The sequence below is a fragment of the Mesorhizobium sp. WSM4821 genome (genome assembly GCF_055901555.1).
This window is the reverse complement of sequence record NZ_CM148371.1, coordinates 5276833-5294121: the sequence shown is the minus strand read 5'-3', so window position 1 is coordinate 5294121 and position 17289 is coordinate 5276833. Positions and strand designations below refer to the sequence as shown.

General features: G+C 64.1%; 17 protein-coding genes. 10 read left to right on the top strand and 7 right to left on the bottom strand.

Features of this window, described 5'->3' with window-relative positions; genetic code table 11:
* Positions 1-262: 262 nt before the first annotated feature.
* Positions 263-1123: a TIGR01459 family HAD-type hydrolase gene (locus tag AC0NID_RS25795; RefSeq protein WP_473458873.1), complete on the top strand. Its 861-nt coding sequence runs from the start codon at positions 263-265 to the stop codon at positions 1121-1123.
* A 27-nt stretch (positions 1124-1150) separates the two neighbouring features.
* A complete protein-coding gene (locus AC0NID_RS25790; RefSeq protein WP_473458876.1) occupies positions 1151-2134 on the top strand; it encodes a bifunctional riboflavin kinase/FAD synthetase in 984 nt (327 codons plus the stop codon).
* A gap of 12 nt (positions 2135-2146) precedes the next feature.
* Here AC0NID_RS25790 and AC0NID_RS25785 read toward each other — a convergent pair whose 3' ends face one another.
* On the bottom strand, positions 2147-2701 hold the full coding sequence (locus AC0NID_RS25785) for an HdeD family acid-resistance protein (protein ID WP_473458878.1): 555 nt from the start codon (positions 2699-2701) through the stop codon (positions 2147-2149).
* Positions 2702-2897: 196 nt separating this feature from the next.
* Between AC0NID_RS25785 and AC0NID_RS25780 the strand changes: the two genes are divergently transcribed.
* Positions 2898-3710, top strand: a complete 813-nt coding sequence (locus tag AC0NID_RS25780) for a MipA/OmpV family protein (RefSeq protein ID WP_473458880.1) — start codon at positions 2898-2900, stop codon at positions 3708-3710.
* Position 3711: 1 nt separating this feature from the next.
* On the opposite strand, the gene AC0NID_RS25775 is transcribed toward AC0NID_RS25780, so the two are convergent.
* From AC0NID_RS25775 to AC0NID_RS25765, 3 genes are read right to left on the bottom strand one after another with little or no spacing between them, the layout of a single operon-like run.
* Complete coding sequence (locus tag AC0NID_RS25775) at positions 3712-4146, bottom strand: RES family NAD+ phosphorylase (RefSeq protein WP_473458882.1); 435 nt, start codon at positions 4144-4146, stop codon at positions 3712-3714.
* A gap of 17 nt (positions 4147-4163) precedes the next feature.
* Positions 4164-4586: a type II RES/Xre toxin-antitoxin system antitoxin gene (gene parS, locus AC0NID_RS25770; protein WP_473458884.1), complete on the bottom strand. Its 423-nt coding sequence runs from the start codon at positions 4584-4586 to the stop codon at positions 4164-4166.
* Between the two features lie 2 nt (positions 4587-4588).
* Entirely contained in the window at positions 4589-4906 is a 318-nt protein-coding gene (locus tag AC0NID_RS25765) for a hypothetical protein (RefSeq protein WP_473458886.1), read from the bottom strand.
* On the opposite strand from AC0NID_RS25765, the gene ileS reads away from it, so the two are divergent.
* Complete coding sequence (gene ileS / locus AC0NID_RS25760) at positions 4896-7883, top strand: isoleucine--tRNA ligase (protein ID WP_473458888.1); 2988 nt, start codon at positions 4896-4898, stop codon at positions 7881-7883. The genes AC0NID_RS25765 and ileS overlap by 11 nt on opposite strands.
* 248 nt (positions 7884-8131) lie before the next feature.
* Positions 8132-8812 carry a hypothetical protein gene (locus AC0NID_RS25755; RefSeq protein WP_473458890.1) on the top strand — a complete coding sequence of 227 codons (681 nt, stop codon included), beginning with the start codon at positions 8132-8134 and terminating at the stop codon, positions 8810-8812.
* Positions 8813-8841: 29 nt separating this feature from the next.
* Here the strand turns inward: AC0NID_RS25755 and AC0NID_RS25750 are convergent, their stop codons facing one another.
* A complete protein-coding gene (locus AC0NID_RS25750; RefSeq protein WP_473458892.1) occupies positions 8842-9294 on the bottom strand; it encodes a nucleoside deaminase in 453 nt (150 codons plus the stop codon).
* A 180-nt stretch (positions 9295-9474) separates the two neighbouring features.
* Between AC0NID_RS25750 and AC0NID_RS25745 the strand changes: the two genes are divergently transcribed.
* The 5 genes from AC0NID_RS25745 to AC0NID_RS25725 all read left to right on the top strand — a co-directional run bounded on the left by AC0NID_RS25745 (position 9475) and on the right by AC0NID_RS25725 (position 15636).
* The gene (locus AC0NID_RS25745; protein ID WP_473458894.1) at positions 9475-11265 is read left to right on the top strand and encodes a pseudouridine synthase; all 1791 of its coding nucleotides are present in this window, start codon (positions 9475-9477) and stop codon (positions 11263-11265) included.
* On the top strand, positions 11246-11800 hold the full coding sequence (gene rsmD / locus AC0NID_RS25740) for a 16S rRNA (guanine(966)-N(2))-methyltransferase RsmD (RefSeq protein ID WP_473458896.1): 555 nt from the start codon (positions 11246-11248) through the stop codon (positions 11798-11800). The genes AC0NID_RS25745 and rsmD overlap by 20 nt, the downstream gene beginning before the upstream one ends.
* A 98-nt stretch (positions 11801-11898) precedes the next feature.
* Complete coding sequence (locus AC0NID_RS25735; RefSeq protein ID WP_473458898.1) at positions 11899-13263, top strand: M16 family metallopeptidase; 1365 nt, start codon at positions 11899-11901, stop codon at positions 13261-13263.
* 265 nt (positions 13264-13528) lie between these two features.
* The gene (locus AC0NID_RS25730) at positions 13529-14779 is read left to right on the top strand and encodes a M16 family metallopeptidase (RefSeq protein WP_473458900.1); all 1251 of its coding nucleotides are present in this window, start codon (positions 13529-13531) and stop codon (positions 14777-14779) included.
* Positions 14776-15636: a patatin-like phospholipase family protein gene (locus AC0NID_RS25725; RefSeq protein ID WP_473458902.1), complete on the top strand. Its 861-nt coding sequence runs from the start codon at positions 14776-14778 to the stop codon at positions 15634-15636. The genes AC0NID_RS25730 and AC0NID_RS25725 overlap by 4 nt, the downstream gene beginning before the upstream one ends.
* Here AC0NID_RS25725 and AC0NID_RS25720 read toward each other — a convergent pair whose 3' ends face one another.
* Positions 15637-16491 (bottom strand): ADYC domain-containing protein, encoded by an 855-nt coding sequence (locus AC0NID_RS25720; protein WP_473458904.1) that lies wholly within the window; start codon positions 16489-16491, stop codon positions 15637-15639.
* A gap of 121 nt (positions 16492-16612) precedes the next feature.
* The gene (locus AC0NID_RS25715) at positions 16613-17041 is read right to left on the bottom strand and encodes a hypothetical protein (protein ID WP_473458906.1); all 429 of its coding nucleotides are present in this window, start codon (positions 17039-17041) and stop codon (positions 16613-16615) included.
* Positions 17042-17289: the final 248 nt, after the last annotated feature.

The following is a 17289-nucleotide window of genomic DNA, read 5'->3' as shown; positions in this document are numbered from 1 at the left end:
CATTTTTTCAAAACTCGTTAACCACGCCGCCGATCACGGCAACGCTGGCTGCGATTGGGCCGAAGCAGGTCCTTCGGGATAAGCTAAATATCTGGAAAATAAGGAATTTTATGCCTTTCGGTGTTGCCTTCATCGCGAGTGGAAATCCTGAACATCGCGAAAGCTGGTGACAGCGTGAAGAGCTTCCGCTAATGCGGACCTGCCGCGGCGAACCGTCGGCGGCGGCGCTCGCAATCATCATGATCTGATTTGGGAAAACGGTATGGCGGATTCGCCCGATGTCATCGGTTCGCTCGCGGATCTGTCGGGAGCCTATTCGGCCATCCTGTGCGATGTCTGGGGCGTAGTCCACAATGGCGAACGGCATTTTCCGGCCGCGGCCCTGGCGCTGGCAACATCGCGCGAGGCTAAGATACCTGTCGTGCTGATCACCAACTCGCCGCGCCGAAGCGCCGATGTGGTGGCGCAGATGAATGCGATCGGCGTTCCCCCGGCGGCCTACGACCGCGTCGTCACCTCCGGCGACGTGACCCGAGACCTGATCGCCGAAGGTGCGCGAAAAATCTTCCACATTGGCCCCGATCGCGATTTCACGCTCTATGACGGCCTTGACGTCGATCTGGTCGAGGAGTTCGAGGCATCCGGCGTGGTCTGCACCGGGCTGTTCGATGACGAGGTTGAGACGCCGGAAGACTACACCGATCTTCTGCGCCGGTTGCGCGCCAGGAACCTGCCTTTCATCTGCGCCAATCCCGACATCGTGGTCGAGCGCGGCGAGCGGATGATCTGGTGCGCGGGCGCCTTGGCTCGCGACTACGCCCAGCTCGGCGGGCGCACGCTGATCGCCGGAAAGCCTTACGCGCCGGTCTATGACCTCGCGATGAAGGAGGTCGCCGACCTGCTCGGCCACCCCGTCGAGCGCTCGGACGTGCTGGCCATCGGCGACGGCATGATGACCGACATCAAGGGTGCCGCCGACAACGGCTTCGACGTGCTCTATGTGTCCGGCGGCATCCACGCCCGTGACTATGGCGACGCTCTGGGTCCGGATCCGGTCAGGCTGACGGCCTTCCTGGACAAGCACGGCTACCGGCCGGTCGCCGTCATTCCGACACTGCAGTAGGGGTCGCGCCATGACGGAAGCCTTGAAATGACGGAAACCTTCGAACGCGCTTCTGCAGTCTCGCCGCTGCCTGCCCATTTGCGTGGCGGGGTGGTGGCGATCGGTAATTTCGACGGCGTTCACCGCGGTCATCAGACCGTGCTCGATCGCGCGCTTGCCGAGGCGCGCCGGCGCGGCGTGCCCGCCCTGGTGCTGACCTTCGAGCCGCATCCGAGAAAGGTGTTCCGGCCCGATATGCCGCTGTTCGTGCTGACGCCGCCGCCGATGAAGGCGCGGCTGCTGTCGTATCTGGGCTTTGCCGCACTCGTCGAACAGCCGTTCACGCGCGCCTTCGCCTCGCTGTCGGCGGAAGCCTTCGTGACCGACGTGCTGGACAGGAATCTCGGCATCATCCACGCCGTGACCGGCTTCGACTTCCACTTCGGCAAGAACAGGCAAGGCGGCCCGGCCTATCTGATGGCGGCGGGCGAACGCCACGGCTTCGGCGTCACGCTGGTCGACGCCTTTCGCGACGAGGGCGCCGAAGTGGTGTCGTCGAGCCGGATCCGTGCACTGCTGTGCGAGGGCGCGGTGGCCGAGGCCGCCGGCCTGCTCGGCTACCGCTTCACGGTCGAAAGCGAGGTGATCGGCGGCCAGCAGCTTGGCCGCACACTCGGCTTTCCAACCGCCAATATGAGGCTTTCGCCGGAAGCCACTCTGAAGGAAGGGATTTATGCCGTCCGCTTCCGCCGCGCCGACGGCACGCTTCATGACGGCGTTGCCAGCTTCGGCCGCCGCCCGACCGTCGACGACGATGGCGCGCCGCTTCTGGAAACCTTCGTCTTCGACTTTTCCGGCGATCTCTACGGCGAGATATGCGCGGTGTCGTTCTTCGGTTTCCTGCGTGCCGAGGTGAAGTTCGACGGGCTCGACGCGCTGGTCGCGCAGATGAAACACGACGAAGCCGAGGCGAGGGCGCTGCTTGCCGGCGTCAGTCCGCTTTCCGAGCTCGACGCCGCCATCGCCTTCTGAATCTAACTGAATCTACTTCTTCAATGCCAGGCCGACGGCAATGAACGCCCAGCCCTGGAAGATCAGGTCGATGGCGAGGAACAGCCCCAGCACCCAAAGGCTGTTGACTGGCCAGCCCATGGCGATGACCAGGCCCGCCAGCGCGCTGATGACGCCCGCCGCGACGATCCAGCCCCAGCCTTTTTGCGGTCTGTGCTGGTAACCGACCCATGCCCGGAGTACGCCGGAAGCGACGAGGGCGACCGCCAGCAACAGGGTCAGCACCGCCGAGGCCAGCAACGGATTGTAGAAGGCGAAGAACCCGGCGACGGCATAGAGAAGCCCGCTGAGCAGCCAGTAGAAGAAGCGGCTCCATGCCTTCACTCCAAAGGCATGCAGGATCTCGATGACGCCGGCCATCAGCATCAGCCAGCCGACGACATAGACGGAGGCGACCGTGGCGATAAACAGATTGCCGAAGGCGATGCCGCCGAGGATCAGCAGCAGCACGCCGAGCCCGACGAACCATCCCCATTTCGCCTGCGTCTGACCGATCGCATCTTTCAAGGCATCGCCGCGCAGGGACATTGTCGCCGTCTCCATCAAGGGTCGCGAATTCGGAAGTTAGCGCCGAAGGCCTTGCCCGTCCAGCGACCAACTTGCACTGGACACGCACCACAAAAGCGAACGCGCCGTATCGAATTTAAATCAAATTTTACTGAACGGGCGCCATGGCTTTTGGCGGGCCGGTTGTTCTGCCGGTGTTCGTGTGTACGGAGTGACAATGCGTTCTGTCAGGGTGCTTCCGGTGGTCTTGGCCGCCTTCATGCTGGGTGCGCCCGGTGCCGCCGAAGCCGGCGAGGGCGCCTTGGGCTGGCTGTCCGGCGACTGGTATCTGACGGTTGGCGCCACCGGCATGGTAGCGCCGGATTTCGAGGGCAGCAAAAACTACCTGCTCAGCGCCTCGCCGATCATCTCGCTCGGCAAGGCCGGTCCCGCGGCCCGCTTCACCTCGCGCAACGACAACATCTCGCTGGCGCTGATCGACGACGGCGGCCTCCGCGCCGGCCTGACGGGAAAATTCCTGTTTTCGCGCGATGGCGGCGACGCCGACGAGCTGAAAGGCCTCGACCCGGTGCGCTGGGGCGGCGAGGCCGGCGGCTTCTTCGAATTCTATCCTCTTGACTGGTTGCGCGCCCGCGCCGAGTTGCGGCACGGCATTCGCGCCCATAACGGCTTCGTCGCCGATATCGCCGCCGACGCATTCTACGATGTGACGCCCACCGTCAGGATTTCGGGCGGGCCGCGCGTCTCGTTCGCCTCATCGGATTATTTCGACGCCTATTACGGCGTCAATGCCGAGGAAGCCGTGGCTTCAGGCCTCAGCGAGTACCATCCGGGCGGCGGCGTGAGGTCGGCGGGCATTGGCGGCGCGGTGACCTGGAAAGTGACCGAGCCGATGACGGCCAGCCTGTTCGGCGAATATTCGCGCCTGATGGGCCCGGCCGCTGATTCCAGCCTGGTCAAGGAGCGCGGCGACCGCAACCAGTTCACGATCGGCGTCTCGACGACCTATCGGTTTGATTTCTCGATGTGAGTTATCCCAGCAACCGCGTATCGACCGGGTGCGTCGTGACGCTCACGATCTGGATGCCGTCGCGACCTAGCAAATCCGGATTGAGGATATAGTTCCTTGCGAACGGGACAATTGCACAAGGGACTTGCATGACGGAGTGGATGGCTGCAGCGGCAAAGTCCGTCCCGAGCCGCTGCGTTGTGGCCAAGTCATCCTTCCAGTCACCAGGCAATTCGGCAGACGCGACAGCAATGTCGTCCGGCACGTCGACCTCCAGGAGCTGATAGGTCTGAGGCATGTCTTCCGCGTCGACATGCACCAGGATCTCGAGAAGCGCGGTGGCTGGATGATCGGCGCAGTAGACGATAGGTATTCCCATGACGTGCCAACGGCCGGAACTGACCAAGCCGCCAACGCCTAAAAGATCGGCGTAGCCGGAAATGCGCCAAAGCCGCATCAGTCAGGCCGCATAAGTCAGGCGAAGATGCCGTGGTCGATACGATGGAGCTCTTCCTCCACCAGGACTGCACCCGTCTCCGACTGCAGCAGGTTGATTGGCGTCTCGTTGAGCACCCTGCTGCGCTTGCGTAGCCAACGCTGCGCTTTTTCGTGATTGCCGAAAACCCGATCCGCCATCGCCGAAATCCGTTCAAGCCGCATGACACGGTCGGACTCGGCGATCGTCAGCGTCTCGTTTCGCTCCCTGCGGCGCGCCAATGTCCGTCGCGGGCCGACGATCTTGTAGATTTCGTCATTGCTGAAGCCACGCTGGCGAAGTCCCTCGACCCTGGTGACATGAACGAGAAACCGTTCCGTTGCGGTGTCCGGGATTGCGGCGCCGACACGCTCGGCCTTTGGATTTGGGTTCGGCTGAACCTTGATGTGCAAGCTGGACATGTTTACCCCGCTGCCATTTGCCCAAGGATATAGGCGCAATTGGCCGATGGTGCAAGCAGGGCGCCCGCCAGTTCGGGCTTTTCAATATCGCCGGCCTCGTTTAAAAGCCCGGTCATGATGAGCTTTTCGCGCTTTCCCGCGCTGACGATACGAATTACAGGCCCGGTGCTCCGGGCGGCTTGAGCGCCGCCGGAGCCGCCGGGAATCTTGGCGCGCGCCTCTCGCGCTTTTTCCAGATCATGATAATTCAACGCCCGGGCTCTTTTGCCGCCGGGCAATGCATATGGCAGACCAATGACCGATACCCCAATGACCGACACCGCTGAAACGATCGACTATTCCAAGACGCTTTACCTGCCGCGGACGGATTTCCCGATGCGCGCCGGCCTGCCCGAGAAGGAGCCGCTGCTGGTCAAGCGCTGGCAGGACATGGACCTCTACGCCAAGCTGCGCGAAGACGCCGCCGGCCGCGAAAAATACGTGCTGCATGACGGCCCGCCCTACGCCAACGGCAACATCCATATCGGACATGCGCTGAACAAGATCCTCAAGGACGTCATCACCCGCTCGTTCCAGATGCGCGGCTACGACTCGAACTACGTGCCCGGCTGGGACTGCCATGGCCTGCCGATCGAATGGAAGATCGAGGAGCAGTACCGCGCCAAGGGCAAGAACAAGGACGAAGTGCCGGTCAACGAGTTCCGCAAGGAATGCCGCGAGTTCGCCGCGCACTGGATCAAGGTACAGGGTGGTGAGTTCCAGCGGCTCGGTGTCGTCGGCGACTTCGACAACCCCTATACGACGATGGCCTTCCATGCCGAGGCGCGCATCGCCGGCGAACTGTTGAAATTCGCCATGTCGAACCAGCTCTATCGCGGCTCCAAGCCGGTGATGTGGAGCGTGGTCGAGCGCACCGCGCTGGCCGAGGCCGAGGTCGAGTACCAGGATTATGAGAGCGACACCATCTGGGTGAAGTTCCCGGTCGTCAGTCTTGCCTGGCAAGTCACTAATGTCGTGGATGGGCAACTCGCAAAGCTAAATCCGAAGCTTAACGAGACGTCACTGGACTTGCTGGAGGCCCATGTCGTCATCTGGACGACCACGCCATGGACCATCCCCGGCAACCGTGCCGTCAACTTTTCGCCGCGTATCGATTACGGCCTCTACGAGGTCACGACGGCCGAGAACGCATTCGGCCCGCAGCCCGGTGAAAAGCTGATCTTTGCCGAGGCGCTGGCGGAAGAGTCTGCTGTCAAAGCCAAGGTCACCTTGAATCGTCTTCGCAGCGTCAGCGCCGAAGAGCTTGGAAACTTTACGCTTTCTCATCCCTTCAAAGGCTTGAATGGCGGCTACGAGTTTGATGTGCCGATGCTGGCCGGCGACCACGTCACCGACGAGGCCGGCACCGGCTTCGTTCACACCGCGCCGGGCCATGGCCGCGACGACTTCGACGCCTGGATGGATGCCGCGCCCGAACTGCGCCAGCGCGGCATCGATGCCGCTATTCCCTTCACCGTCGACGATGCCGGCTTCTTCACCAAGGATGCGCCGGGCTTTGGCCCGGACCGCGAGGGCGGTGCTGCGCGCGTCATCGACGACAACGGCAAGAAGGGCAACGCCAACCAGGCGGTCATCGACGAGTTGATCAAGCGCGACGCGCTGTTCGCCCGCGGCCGGCTGAAGCACTCCTATCCGCATTCGTGGCGGTCGAAGAAGCCGATCATCTTCCGCAACACGCCGCAATGGTTCGTCTACATGGACAAGGATCTCGGCGACGGCACGACGCTGCGCAGCCGTGCCTTGAAGGCGATCGACGACACCCGTTTCGTGCCAGCGGCCGGCCAGAACCGCATCCGCGCCATGATCGAGGAGCGCCCCGACTGGGTGCTGTCGCGCCAGCGCGCCTGGGGCGTGCCCATCGCCGTCTTCGCCGATGCCGACGGCAATGTTCTGCGCGACGAGGCGGTCAACCAGCGCATCATGGACGCCTTCGAGAAGGAAGGCGCCGACGCCTGGTTCGCGGTCGGCGCCAAGGAGCGTTTCCTTGGCAATCACGATGCCTCGAAATGGCAGCAGGTGATGGACATCCTCGACGTCTGGTTCGATTCGGGCTCGTCGCATGTCTTCACCCTGGAGGACCGTCCGGACCTGAAATGGCCGGCCGATCTCTATCTCGAAGGCTCCGACCAGCATCGCGGCTGGTTCCATTCCTCGCTGCTCGAAAGCTGCGGCACCAGGGGCAGGGCGCCTTACGAGACCGTCGTCACCCATGGTTTCACCATGGACGAGGAGGGGCGGAAAATGTCGAAGTCGCTCGGCAACACCGTGGTGCCGCAGGACGTCATCAAGCAGTCGGGCGCCGATATCCTGCGGCTGTGGGTAGTGACGACCGATTATTGGGAAGACCAGCGGCTCGGCAAGAACGTGCTGCAGACCAATATCGATGCCTACCGCAAGCTGCGCAACACCATCCGCTGGATGCTGGGCACGCTCGCCCATGACGAGGGCGAGGACGTGCCGCTGGACAAGATGCCGGAGCTGGAGCGGCTGATGCTGCATCGGATGTGCGAGCTCGATGAAGTCGTGCGCGCGGGCTACGACGCCTTCGAGTTCAAGCGCGTCACCCGCACGTTGCTCGACTTCATGGTGGTCGAATTGTCGGCCTTCTATTTCGACGTCCGCAAGGACGCGCTCTACTGCGACGCGCCGTCGAACGTGAAGCGAAAGGCTTCCGTCCAGGTGGTGCGCCATCTGTTCGAGTGCCTGGTGAAATGGCTGGCGCCGATGCTGCCCTTCACCATGGAGGAAGCCTGGCTCGACCGTCACCCAGACGCCGTCTCGGTGCATCTCGACCAGTTTCCGCACATCCCGGCCGACTGGAAGAACGAGGCGCTGGCGGAAAAATGGCGCAAGGTGAGGCAGGTCCGCCGTGTCGTCACCGGCGCGCTGGAGATCGCGCGCGCCCAGAAGGTCATCGGCTCGTCGCTGGAAGCGGTGCCGGTCGTCACGCTCGACGATGCGGCGCTCGAAGCGGCGATATCAGATGTCGACATGGCCGAGATGGCGATCACCAGCGATCTGGTCGTTGCGCATGGCAGCGTGCCTTCCGGCGCCTTCACGCTGGACGACGTCAAGGGCGTTGCCGTGATGGTCGAAAAGGCCGAGGACCGGGGCCTGGTCAAATGCGCGCGGTCATGGCGCTACACGTCCGATGTCGGGCAGGACAAGGACTTTCCCGACGTTTCGGCGCGGGACGCGACGGTCCTGCATGAGTTGAAGGCGCTTGGCCGGCTTTAATGCATGTCGCCCAAAAGCGTGCAGCGGTTTTGGGATTACGACATGCACAAGACTATATCGGTGCACAAATGCCACGGCGGGCGGCTGATCGGCCTCCGCTCGTTGCCCTTAACGAGTGGTTGAGGTAAACACGCCAAAACTCCGGACGACAAATTGTCGCCGGATTTCCGTCGGAAGAGCATAGGCGATGGGGACCGGACCTTTGGCCGGTGGCGATCGAGAGGCTGTCTAGAGTGGGACTTTTTGGCATGACCGAAAGAACTTGCGTGCGCGTTGCTCTGCTGGCGCCGCTTGTCGTATCCGGCCTGGCGCTGTCCGGCTGCATGGGCTCGCCTACCTACGGAACCGACAAGCCCGCCGCCGCCCAGCTTGCCGGCGATCTCACCAGCGCTTTTTCGGTTGTGCCGAAGAACAAGGAAAGGATCGACTACAAGCCGCGTCCCGAACTGGTGAAGCCGGCGCCGGGACAGAAGGGCGTGCTGCCGCCGCCGCAGGACAGCATCGCGACGGCAAGCGCCGATTGGCCGGAATCGCCTGAGCAACGCCGCGCTCGCCTGCGCGCCGACGCCACGCTCCACCAGGACGATCCGTCCTACCAGGCGCAGATCGTCGATGACGTCCAGACGGATCCAACGGCGATCAAGGCCGCGTTGGCGCAGTCGGGATCCAGTCATCCGCCGGCCTGGACTCCGGCGGATTCGGACAAGGGCCGCGCAGCCGAGGTCAAGCGCCGCCTCGCCGAAGGCAAGCAGGGTGACCCGAACACCCGCAAATATCTGAGCGAGCCGCCGGTGCAATACCGCGCCGCTGCCGCCACCGCGCCGGTGGACGACCTCGGCGAGGACGAATACAAGAAAGAACGCCGCCTCAAGAAGGAAGCGGCTGCCAAGAGCAAGAGCGGCGGCATGTTCGACTGGCTGCCCTGGTAAGCTGCCGACGCCAAGGTAAGTTGCCGACGCTACGGTTCGCGTCGTTCCCTGAAAAAATCCTTAAGAAGCAGCGATGCGTCGCTTTCGGCCATGCCTGGATAGATGTCTGGCACATGGTGGCAGGTCGGTGAGGCGAAAAAGCGCACGCCATTGACCACGGCACCGCCCTTCTCGTCGGCGGCGCCGAAATAGAGCCGGCGCAACCTGGCGAAGGAGATGGCGCCGGCGCACATGGCGCAGGGCTCCAGCGTAACATAGAGATCGTGGCCGGTGAGCCGCTCGCTCGACAGCTTGCGGCAGGCCTCTCGGATCGCCAGCATCTCGGCGTGTGCGGTGGGGTCGGCGAGCTCGCGGGTGCGGTTTCCGGCGCTGGCAACGACCGTATCGCCGCTGGCGATGACCGCGCCGACCGGCACTTCGCCACGCAAGGCGGCGGCTTCGGCCTCTTTCAATGCCAGCGCCATGAAATCCGGCCGCTTCAAGCGGTTTCCATTCCTATTATCTCCTCGCCACCCAGGCGTGATCCTGTTATCTAGCGCATGACCCCGAAAACCGGAATCGGTTTCGGAAAGGATCATGCGCCAAAATCAATGTGCTACAGCGTCCTTTGCGCGTCCCATAGGATGCGCGGCGCTGTAGCGGTGCAAACGAGCAAAGGCCACATGGACGACAAAGACAAGAAATTCCCGCGCCAAAAGGGTCCGGGCAGGAATGGCCCGAAACCGTCGGACCCGCGTGGTCGCGATACCGCTGCCGGCAAGGGCGGTAAGCCGTCCTTCGGCGCGAAAAAACCATACGCGCCGCGCGGCGACCGACCAATGGCTGCTGACGGCGAGCGGCCGAAGCGCGACTTCAAAAGCGGCGATCGGCCGTTCAGCAAGGGACCGCGCCCTGAAGGCAAGCCCTATGAAAAGCGCGAGGGGCCGCGCAAGCCATACGCGCCGCGCGGCGACCGGCCGGCGCCGGCGGAGGGCGGCGAACGGCGTTTCGACCGCCCCCAGCGCGACTTCGGCGACCGCCCCAAGCGCGATTTTGGTGATCGGCCTCAAGGGGCATCGGGCGGCGGCTTCAAACCGCGTCCGCGTCCCGCGGAAGTGACGGAAGAGGCAGGCGAGCGCATCGCCAAGCGGTTGGCCCGCGCCGGCCTTGCCTCGCGCCGCGATGCCGAGGAGCTGATCGCGGCCGGCCGCGTCAAGGTCAATGGAAGGGTCCTGTCCTCTCCCGCCTTCAACGTGATGCCCGGCGACATCATCCATCTCGACGGCATGGAGATCCCGCCGATCGAGCGGACCCGGCTGTTCCTGTTCCACAAGCCGGCCGGCGTGGTCACTACCAACCGTGATCCCGAGGGCCGTAAGACCGTGTTCGACGTGCTGCCGGCCGACCTGCCGCGGCTGATGACCATCGGCCGGCTCGACATCAACACCGAAGGCCTGCTGCTGCTCACCAATGATGGCGGGCTGTCGCGCGTGCTCGAGTTGCCGTCCACCGGCTGGCTCAGGCGCTACCGCGTGCGCGTCCACGGCAAGGTCGAGGAAAGTGCGCTTGCCGGCTTGCGCGAAGGCATCGCCGTCGACGGTGTCTTCTACGGCGCCATCGAGGCGACGCTCGATCGCGAGCAGGGCACCAATGCCTGGCTGACGCTCGGCCTGCGCGAGGGCAAGAACCGCGAAGTCAGGAACATACTGGGCTCGCTCGGCCTCGACGTGACGCGGCTGATCCGTATTTCCTACGGGCCGTTCCAGCTCGATGACCTGCCCGAAGGCCATGTGCTGGAGATCAAGGGTCGCGTGCTGCGCGACCAGCTCGGCGAGCGCCTGGTCGAGGAGTCCGGCGCCAATTTCGACGCCGAGATCACCAAGCCGTTCTCCAACAGGCCCGTGCGGCGTGAGCGGGAAGCGGAGCCGGACCGGCCGAAATTCACCCGCGACGGGGAACGCCGACCGATCGGCGAAGGTGGACTGATCAAGAACCGCAAACGCCGCGAAGGCAGCCGCGACGAGGCGCTGGGCAAGCTGTCGACAAGTCCCGGCAGAAGCTCTGGCCCGGAAAGGAGCTTCGGCGAGCGCGGCCCCAAATACGAACGTAGCGGGCCGGGCGGATTTGGCGGCAAACCGGGCGGCGGGAAAAAGTCCGAACGCGAGCAGCGGCCGATCGAGCCGCCGGGCCAGCGCAAGGCCAATGTCTGGATGGCGCCGGGCGCGCGGCCGATCGGCAAGGGCAGGGCGGATGCCGACGCCGCCAAGGCGGCCGAAACCAAGGCACGCAAGGCCTCGTTCAAGCCGTCTTATGGCAAGCCCGCCGGTGGAAAACCCGCCAGTGGAAAACCCGGAGGCGCAAAGCCGTTCGGCAAGCCACGTGGTGAACGGCCAAACTCCGGCAAGAGTGATGGCGGCGGCAAGCGCAGCGGCCCTGGCGGATCAAGGGGAAGCCATGCGGATCGTCGGCGGTGAGTTTCGCGGGCGTCCGCTGGCGACGCCCCGCTCAAGCGCCATCCGCCCGACCACCGACCGCACCCGCGAGGCTGTCTTCAACGTGCTGGCGCATCGCTTCCCCGACAGGCTGGACGGCACGCGCGTGCTCGACCTGTTCGCCGGCACCGGCGCGCTCGGCCTCGAGGCGCTGTCGCGTGGCGCCGCCTATGGCGTCTTCATCGAGGAATCGGCCGAGGGACGCGGCCTGATCCGCACCAATGTCGAGGCCTTCGGGCTGACGGGACGTACGAAAATATTCCGCCGTGACGCCACGGCGCTGGGCGAGGCCGGCACGCTTTCGGCTTTTGGCCTGGTCTTTGCCGATCCGCCCTATGGCAAAGGCCTCGGCGAGCGCGCCTTGCGCTCGGCCAGGGCCGGCGGCTGGCTCGCCCCCGGCGCGCTCTGCATCGTCGAGGAGGCGGCGGTGGCAGCCTTCGAGGCAGGGCCGGGTTTTTCGGTTGTCGACGAGCGCAACTATGGCGAGACCGTCATCCGCTTCATCGAAGCCGCCTGAGTTCGGCCTCCTTTGCGCGCGAAAATGACGAACAAATCACTTTGCCTGTATCAATATCCCCGCCTATCGTCCCACCCCCATGACAACCGGAGCCATTGATGACATTTCAGGCTGAATGGCTGCGCGGAACGCTCTTGGCGCTGGCTCTCGTGATGAGCGCCCCGGTTCTGGCCGGCAACAAGCCGGCCGACGGCAAGGCGACAAATTTCATGCTCGACAACGGTATGGAGGTCGTCGTCATCCCCGATCACCGCGCGCCGATCGTCACCCATATGGTGTGGTACAAGATCGGCAGCGCGGATGAGCCGCCGGGCAAGTCCGGCATCGCCCATTTCTTCGAACATCTGATGTTCAAGGCGACGACCAACCATGCGGCCGGCGCGTTCGACCGCGCCGTCTCGGCCATCGGCGGCTCCAACAATGCCTTCACCTCCCATGACTACACCGCCTTCTACGAGACGGTGGTGCCGCAGGCGCTTGGGCAGATGATGGATTTCGAGGCCGATCGCATGCGCAACCTCATCCTCAGCGGCGACGTCATCGCCACCGAGCGCGACGTGATTCTCGAGGAACGCCGTTCGCGCGTCGACAACAATCCGCAGGCGGTGCTTGGCGAGGAGGTGGACGCCACGCTCTGGCAGAACCAGCCCTACCGCATTCCGGTGATCGGCTGGATGCAGGAGATGGAGAAGCTGAACCGCACCGACGCCAAGGCCTTCTACGACAAATACTACACGCCCAACAACGCCGTGCTGGTAGTGGCCGGCGATGTCGAGCCGGAGATGGTCAAGGCGCTGGCCGAAAAGACCTATGGCAAGGTCGCGCGCGGTCCAGACCTGCCGCCGCGCATCCGTCCGGTCGAACCGGAGCAGAACACCAGGCGCACGGTGACGCTGTCCGATACGCGCGTCAGCGTGCCGAACTTTTCGACGCAATGGGTGGTTCCGTCCTATCGCACCGCAAAGCCGGGTGAAGCGGAAGCGCTGGACCTTTTGGCGGAGATCCTCGGCGGCGGCAACCGCAGCCGGCTCTACCAGCAGCTTGTCGTCAAGCAAGGCATTGCCGCCGAGGCCGGCGCCTTCTTCCAGGGCACCATGCTCGATGCCAGCCACTTCACCGTCTATGGCGCGCCGCGCGGCGACGCCAAGCTGGCCGATGTTCAGGCGGCTGTCGAGGTCGAGGTCGCCCGCGTCGCCAGGGATGGCGTTACATCGAGCGAGCTGGAGAAAGCCAAGGATCGTTTCGTTCGGTCGATGATCTTCGCCCGCGACAAGCAGGATTCGATGGCCAACATCTACGGCGCAACGCTTGCCACCGGCGGCAGCGTCAGTGATGTCGAGGAATGGCCAAGCCGCATCCGCAAGGTCACCGCCGACGACATCAAGGCGGTTGCCGCACGCTATCTCAATCTCGACCATTCGACGACCGGCTATCTCTTGCCGCAGACACAGGCAGGGAATTGATGTGATGACGAACCAGCACAGCGGCGCGTTCTTCCTTCTCCCCTTGTGGGAGAAGGTGGATTGGCGCGTAGCGGCAAGACGGTTGAGGGGTGCTGGCCGGAGCACCATCGGTGCCAAGCTGGAACACCCCGCATCCGACCGAGCTTGGCTTCGCCACCTTCTCCCACAAGGGGAGAAGGGAAGGTCGCGCATAGCCGCCCCTTTGGCCACCTTGCTCCTCTCGCTCCTCTTCCTCATCCTGCCATCACTCGCCGCTCGCGGGGCCATGAACATCCAGGAGGTGACGTCGTCGAAGGGCATCACCGCCTGGCTGGTGGAGGATTATTCCGTGCCCATCGTCGCCATCCGCTTCGTCTTCGACGGCGGCGCGACGCAGGATCCCGCTGGGAAGGAAGGGCTTGCCAATCTGATGAGCGGCCTGTTCGACGAGGGCGCCGGCGATCTCGACAGCGAGGCCTTCCAGATAAAGCTGGACGATGTCGGCGCCGAGATGGGCTTAGATGCGGCGCGTGACGGCACCTATGGCTCGATGCGCATGTTGGCCGAGCAGCGGGACGGCGCTTTCGATCTGTTGCGGCTGGCGGTCACCGAGCCGCGTTTCGACCAGGCGCCGATCGACCGCATCCGCGCCCAGGTGCTGTCCGGCATCATCGCCAACGAGCGTGACCCCGACACGGTCGCCCAGCGCAAATGGCGGGAAGCATTATACGGCACCCACCCCTATGCGCGGCCCGACGAGGGCACCAGGCAAAGCATCGCCATGATGGCACGGGACGATCTCATCGCCTTCCACCGGGCGAACTTCGCCCGCGACGGTCTGCATGTGGCGGTGGTCGGCGCCATCGATGCCGAGACGTTGAAGAAAAAGCTCGACGCGGTTTTCGGCGACCTGCCGGAACACCAGGCGCTCGGCGCGGTCGCCGATGCCGATCCGAAACTCAACCAGCAGCTCGAGGTCAATTACGACCAGCCGCAGACCTCGTTGCGACTGGCCTATCCCGGCGTGAAGCGGAGTGCGCCGGATTTCTTCGCCGCGGTTCTGATGAATGAGATCCTCGGCGGCGGCGCCTTTTCCTCGCGGCTGTTCGACGAGGTGCGTGAAAAGCGCGGCCTGGCCTATAACATCAGTTCCGACCTCGTCGACCACCGGCACGCCAACGCGCTCGCCATCACCACGGCGACCCGCTCGGACCGTGCGGCCGAGACGCTGGCTGTCGTGCGCGAGGTGGTGAGGCGCATGGCTGAGGAGGGGCCGACCGAGGCGGAACTGGCGGCGGCCAAGAAATACATGATCGGCGCCTATGCCATCAACAATCTGAATTCCTCCGGCGCCATCGCTGCGACGCTTGTCGAGCTGCAACTCGACAAGCTTGGCATCGACTATGTGCAGCGGCGCGGCGCCCTCATCAACGGCGTGACGCTGGATCAGGTCAAAGCGGCGGCGAAGAGACTGCTCTCACCCGAACCGGCCATCATGGTCGTCGGGCCGAAGCAGGGCGAGGCCAGTGAGCAATGAGCCCGAGCTTCGGCATCGCCTTCGGCGGCGGCGGCGCGCGCGGCCTGGCGCATATCCATGTCATCGAGACGCTTGACGAGCTTGGCATCAGGCCCGTCGCCATATCAGGCTCGTCGATCGGCGCCATCATGGGCGCCGGCATGGCCTCGGGCATGACCGGCAAGGATATTCACGACTATATGCGCTCGATCCTCGGCCGCCGCGCCGAGGTTGCGGCGCGCATGTGGCGGGCGCGACCGGGCACCTTCGCGGAGATGATGCAGGGCGGGCTGCGTATCACCCAGTTCAACGTCGAGCGCATCCTCAAGGCGTTCTTGCCCGACACCATTCCCGAGACCTTCGCCGGGCTGAAAATACCGCTGAAGGTGACGGCGACGGATTACTTCGGCCACAAGCTCGCCGTGTTCCACGATGGCGACCTGCATTCGGCGCTTGCGGCTTCAGCGGCTATTCCCGCCGTGTTCCGCCCGGTGATGCGCGACGGCAGGCTGCTGATCGACGGCGGTATCTACAATCCGGTGCCGTTCGATCTGATCGAGCACGACGCCGACATCATCATAGCCGTCGACGTGGTCGGCGTGCCGACCGAGGCCCGGCGCAAATACCCGACCTCCGTCGACCTGATGTTCGGCGCCACGCAGTTGATGATGCAGTCGATCATCGCCGCCAAGCTGAGGCAATGCCAGCCGGACATACTGGTCAGGCCGGCGGTGTCGAAATACCGCGTGCTCGATTTCATGAAGATCGACGCCCTGATGACCGAGACGGCCGCGATCAAGGACGAGCTGAAGCGGGAGATCGAGAAGGCGTTGGAGGGGAGAGCCAAGCTCGACGCGGGCAAGCCTTCCGTGGCCTGACTATTCGGCGACGGATTTAACCGTTCGCGGGTCAATCGAACGGTTCAGGATCAGCGCCCCGGCATGGCTTTCGCACGCCGCTGTCCGCGGTTGCTGCCGCACGCCCGGGCAGATCCCTGCCAGTCCCTCCATCGTGAGCACGTCGGGTATTCTGGTGTGGCTGACGCAAAGCGCGCCGGCCGGTCCCCACGCCGCTTCGAACGACATGTCAGCCGCAGCCTCGTCCTGCTGAATGCCCTTCCGGTCGTAGACGACGATCGGCGTTCCGTTGCGGGTATGGCCGACGCCATCGCCGCAATAATCGGCGCGGATCATGCGGGTGCAGGCCTGATGATGATCCCACAGCGGCGTGCCGTCCGGCGCGCTTTCCCAGGGCCGATATCCGAACCGCGCGCATTTCGCCTGCGCGCCGCCGGTGCAAGTGATGCTGAACGCCGTCTCGGACCGCAAATGGCGGCCATCCTGCGTCCAGGTGCCGGCAAGCGGAAAGCCCATGCGCCGGCCCTCGATGTCGGGTTCGCAGATATTGCGCCATGCGCCGGTTGCTGCGTCTCGGCTCGACATGGCGTAGAATATGATCCCGCCATCCGGATTCCTCGGATCGGTCTCGACCGCGTCGATGCGCAGCGGTATCCGGTCCTGTCCGTCACCAATCGTCAGAACGGCGCCGACGAGGCCGTTTTGGGCGACAATGCGGCCGTCCGCCGTCGTCACCTCGAACCTTGTGCCGACAACGGAGATCGAGCTGACAGTTTGTCCGGTCCCGGCCTCAGCCGGAAGCGTTGCGGCCATGCTGGAAATTGCTGCGGCGATTGCGGCCAGTGCGTAGGCGAGGCAATTCCGGCGACGTGGCATTTTTTGGCTCCTGACGATGCATTTGCGAGCGGTGATTGCTGAGCGCGCCAAAGATCAGCGCGGCAGCCGCTTCGTTTGACGGAGATCGGACGGCACAAGGCCGTCCGCCCATAATTGATGCCTAGCGCCTCGGCGTAGGGGTCGGCCGGTCATGGTTGCTCCCATCGCCGCCGCCAACGCTGTGGCCAGACGGAAGACCGTTGCTTTTCTTGCCGGCGGTCGAGGATTCGACATTGCTCTTCTGGACAGCCGGCAGATTGCGGTCGTTCGGGTCGACGACAGAGCGGTCGTTCGGGTCGATGATGGATTTGCCGGCCGGAGCGAGGCTTTTCGCCAGAACGATGCCGTCGGCATGCACCCCGTTGAGCGCGTAGACGCCGAGGCCGTTCGCGAAAATCGCGTTCTGGGTAACGGCGTTTTGGGTCACCGCATTGTTGTTGAGGCCGTTCAGCGATTTGCCGTTGTTGCCTTCCGGGCCTCCGGCGCTGGCTGGTGCGGCGAGGCAGGCCATTGCCGAGGCAGCAGCCATGTAAGTCTTGAAGCGATACATTTGATTTCCTTTTTCGTTTCAGCGGAGCCATCCCGTCGGGTTCGCTCCATGGTGAGGCTTTTCGCTCCCGCCTGTTTCGGACGAATGCCGAATTCGCCCGAATTGTTTCAGTTGTTGCGATCCGGGCAGCCTGACGAGCGAACGGATGCCTCGTCGTGATGCGGGCAGCCATGACGGCTCGAGGCTGTATCCCTCAAATGACGGCAATCGCGGCGTGCGCACGGCACGGCGACACAAAGGAAACCTTC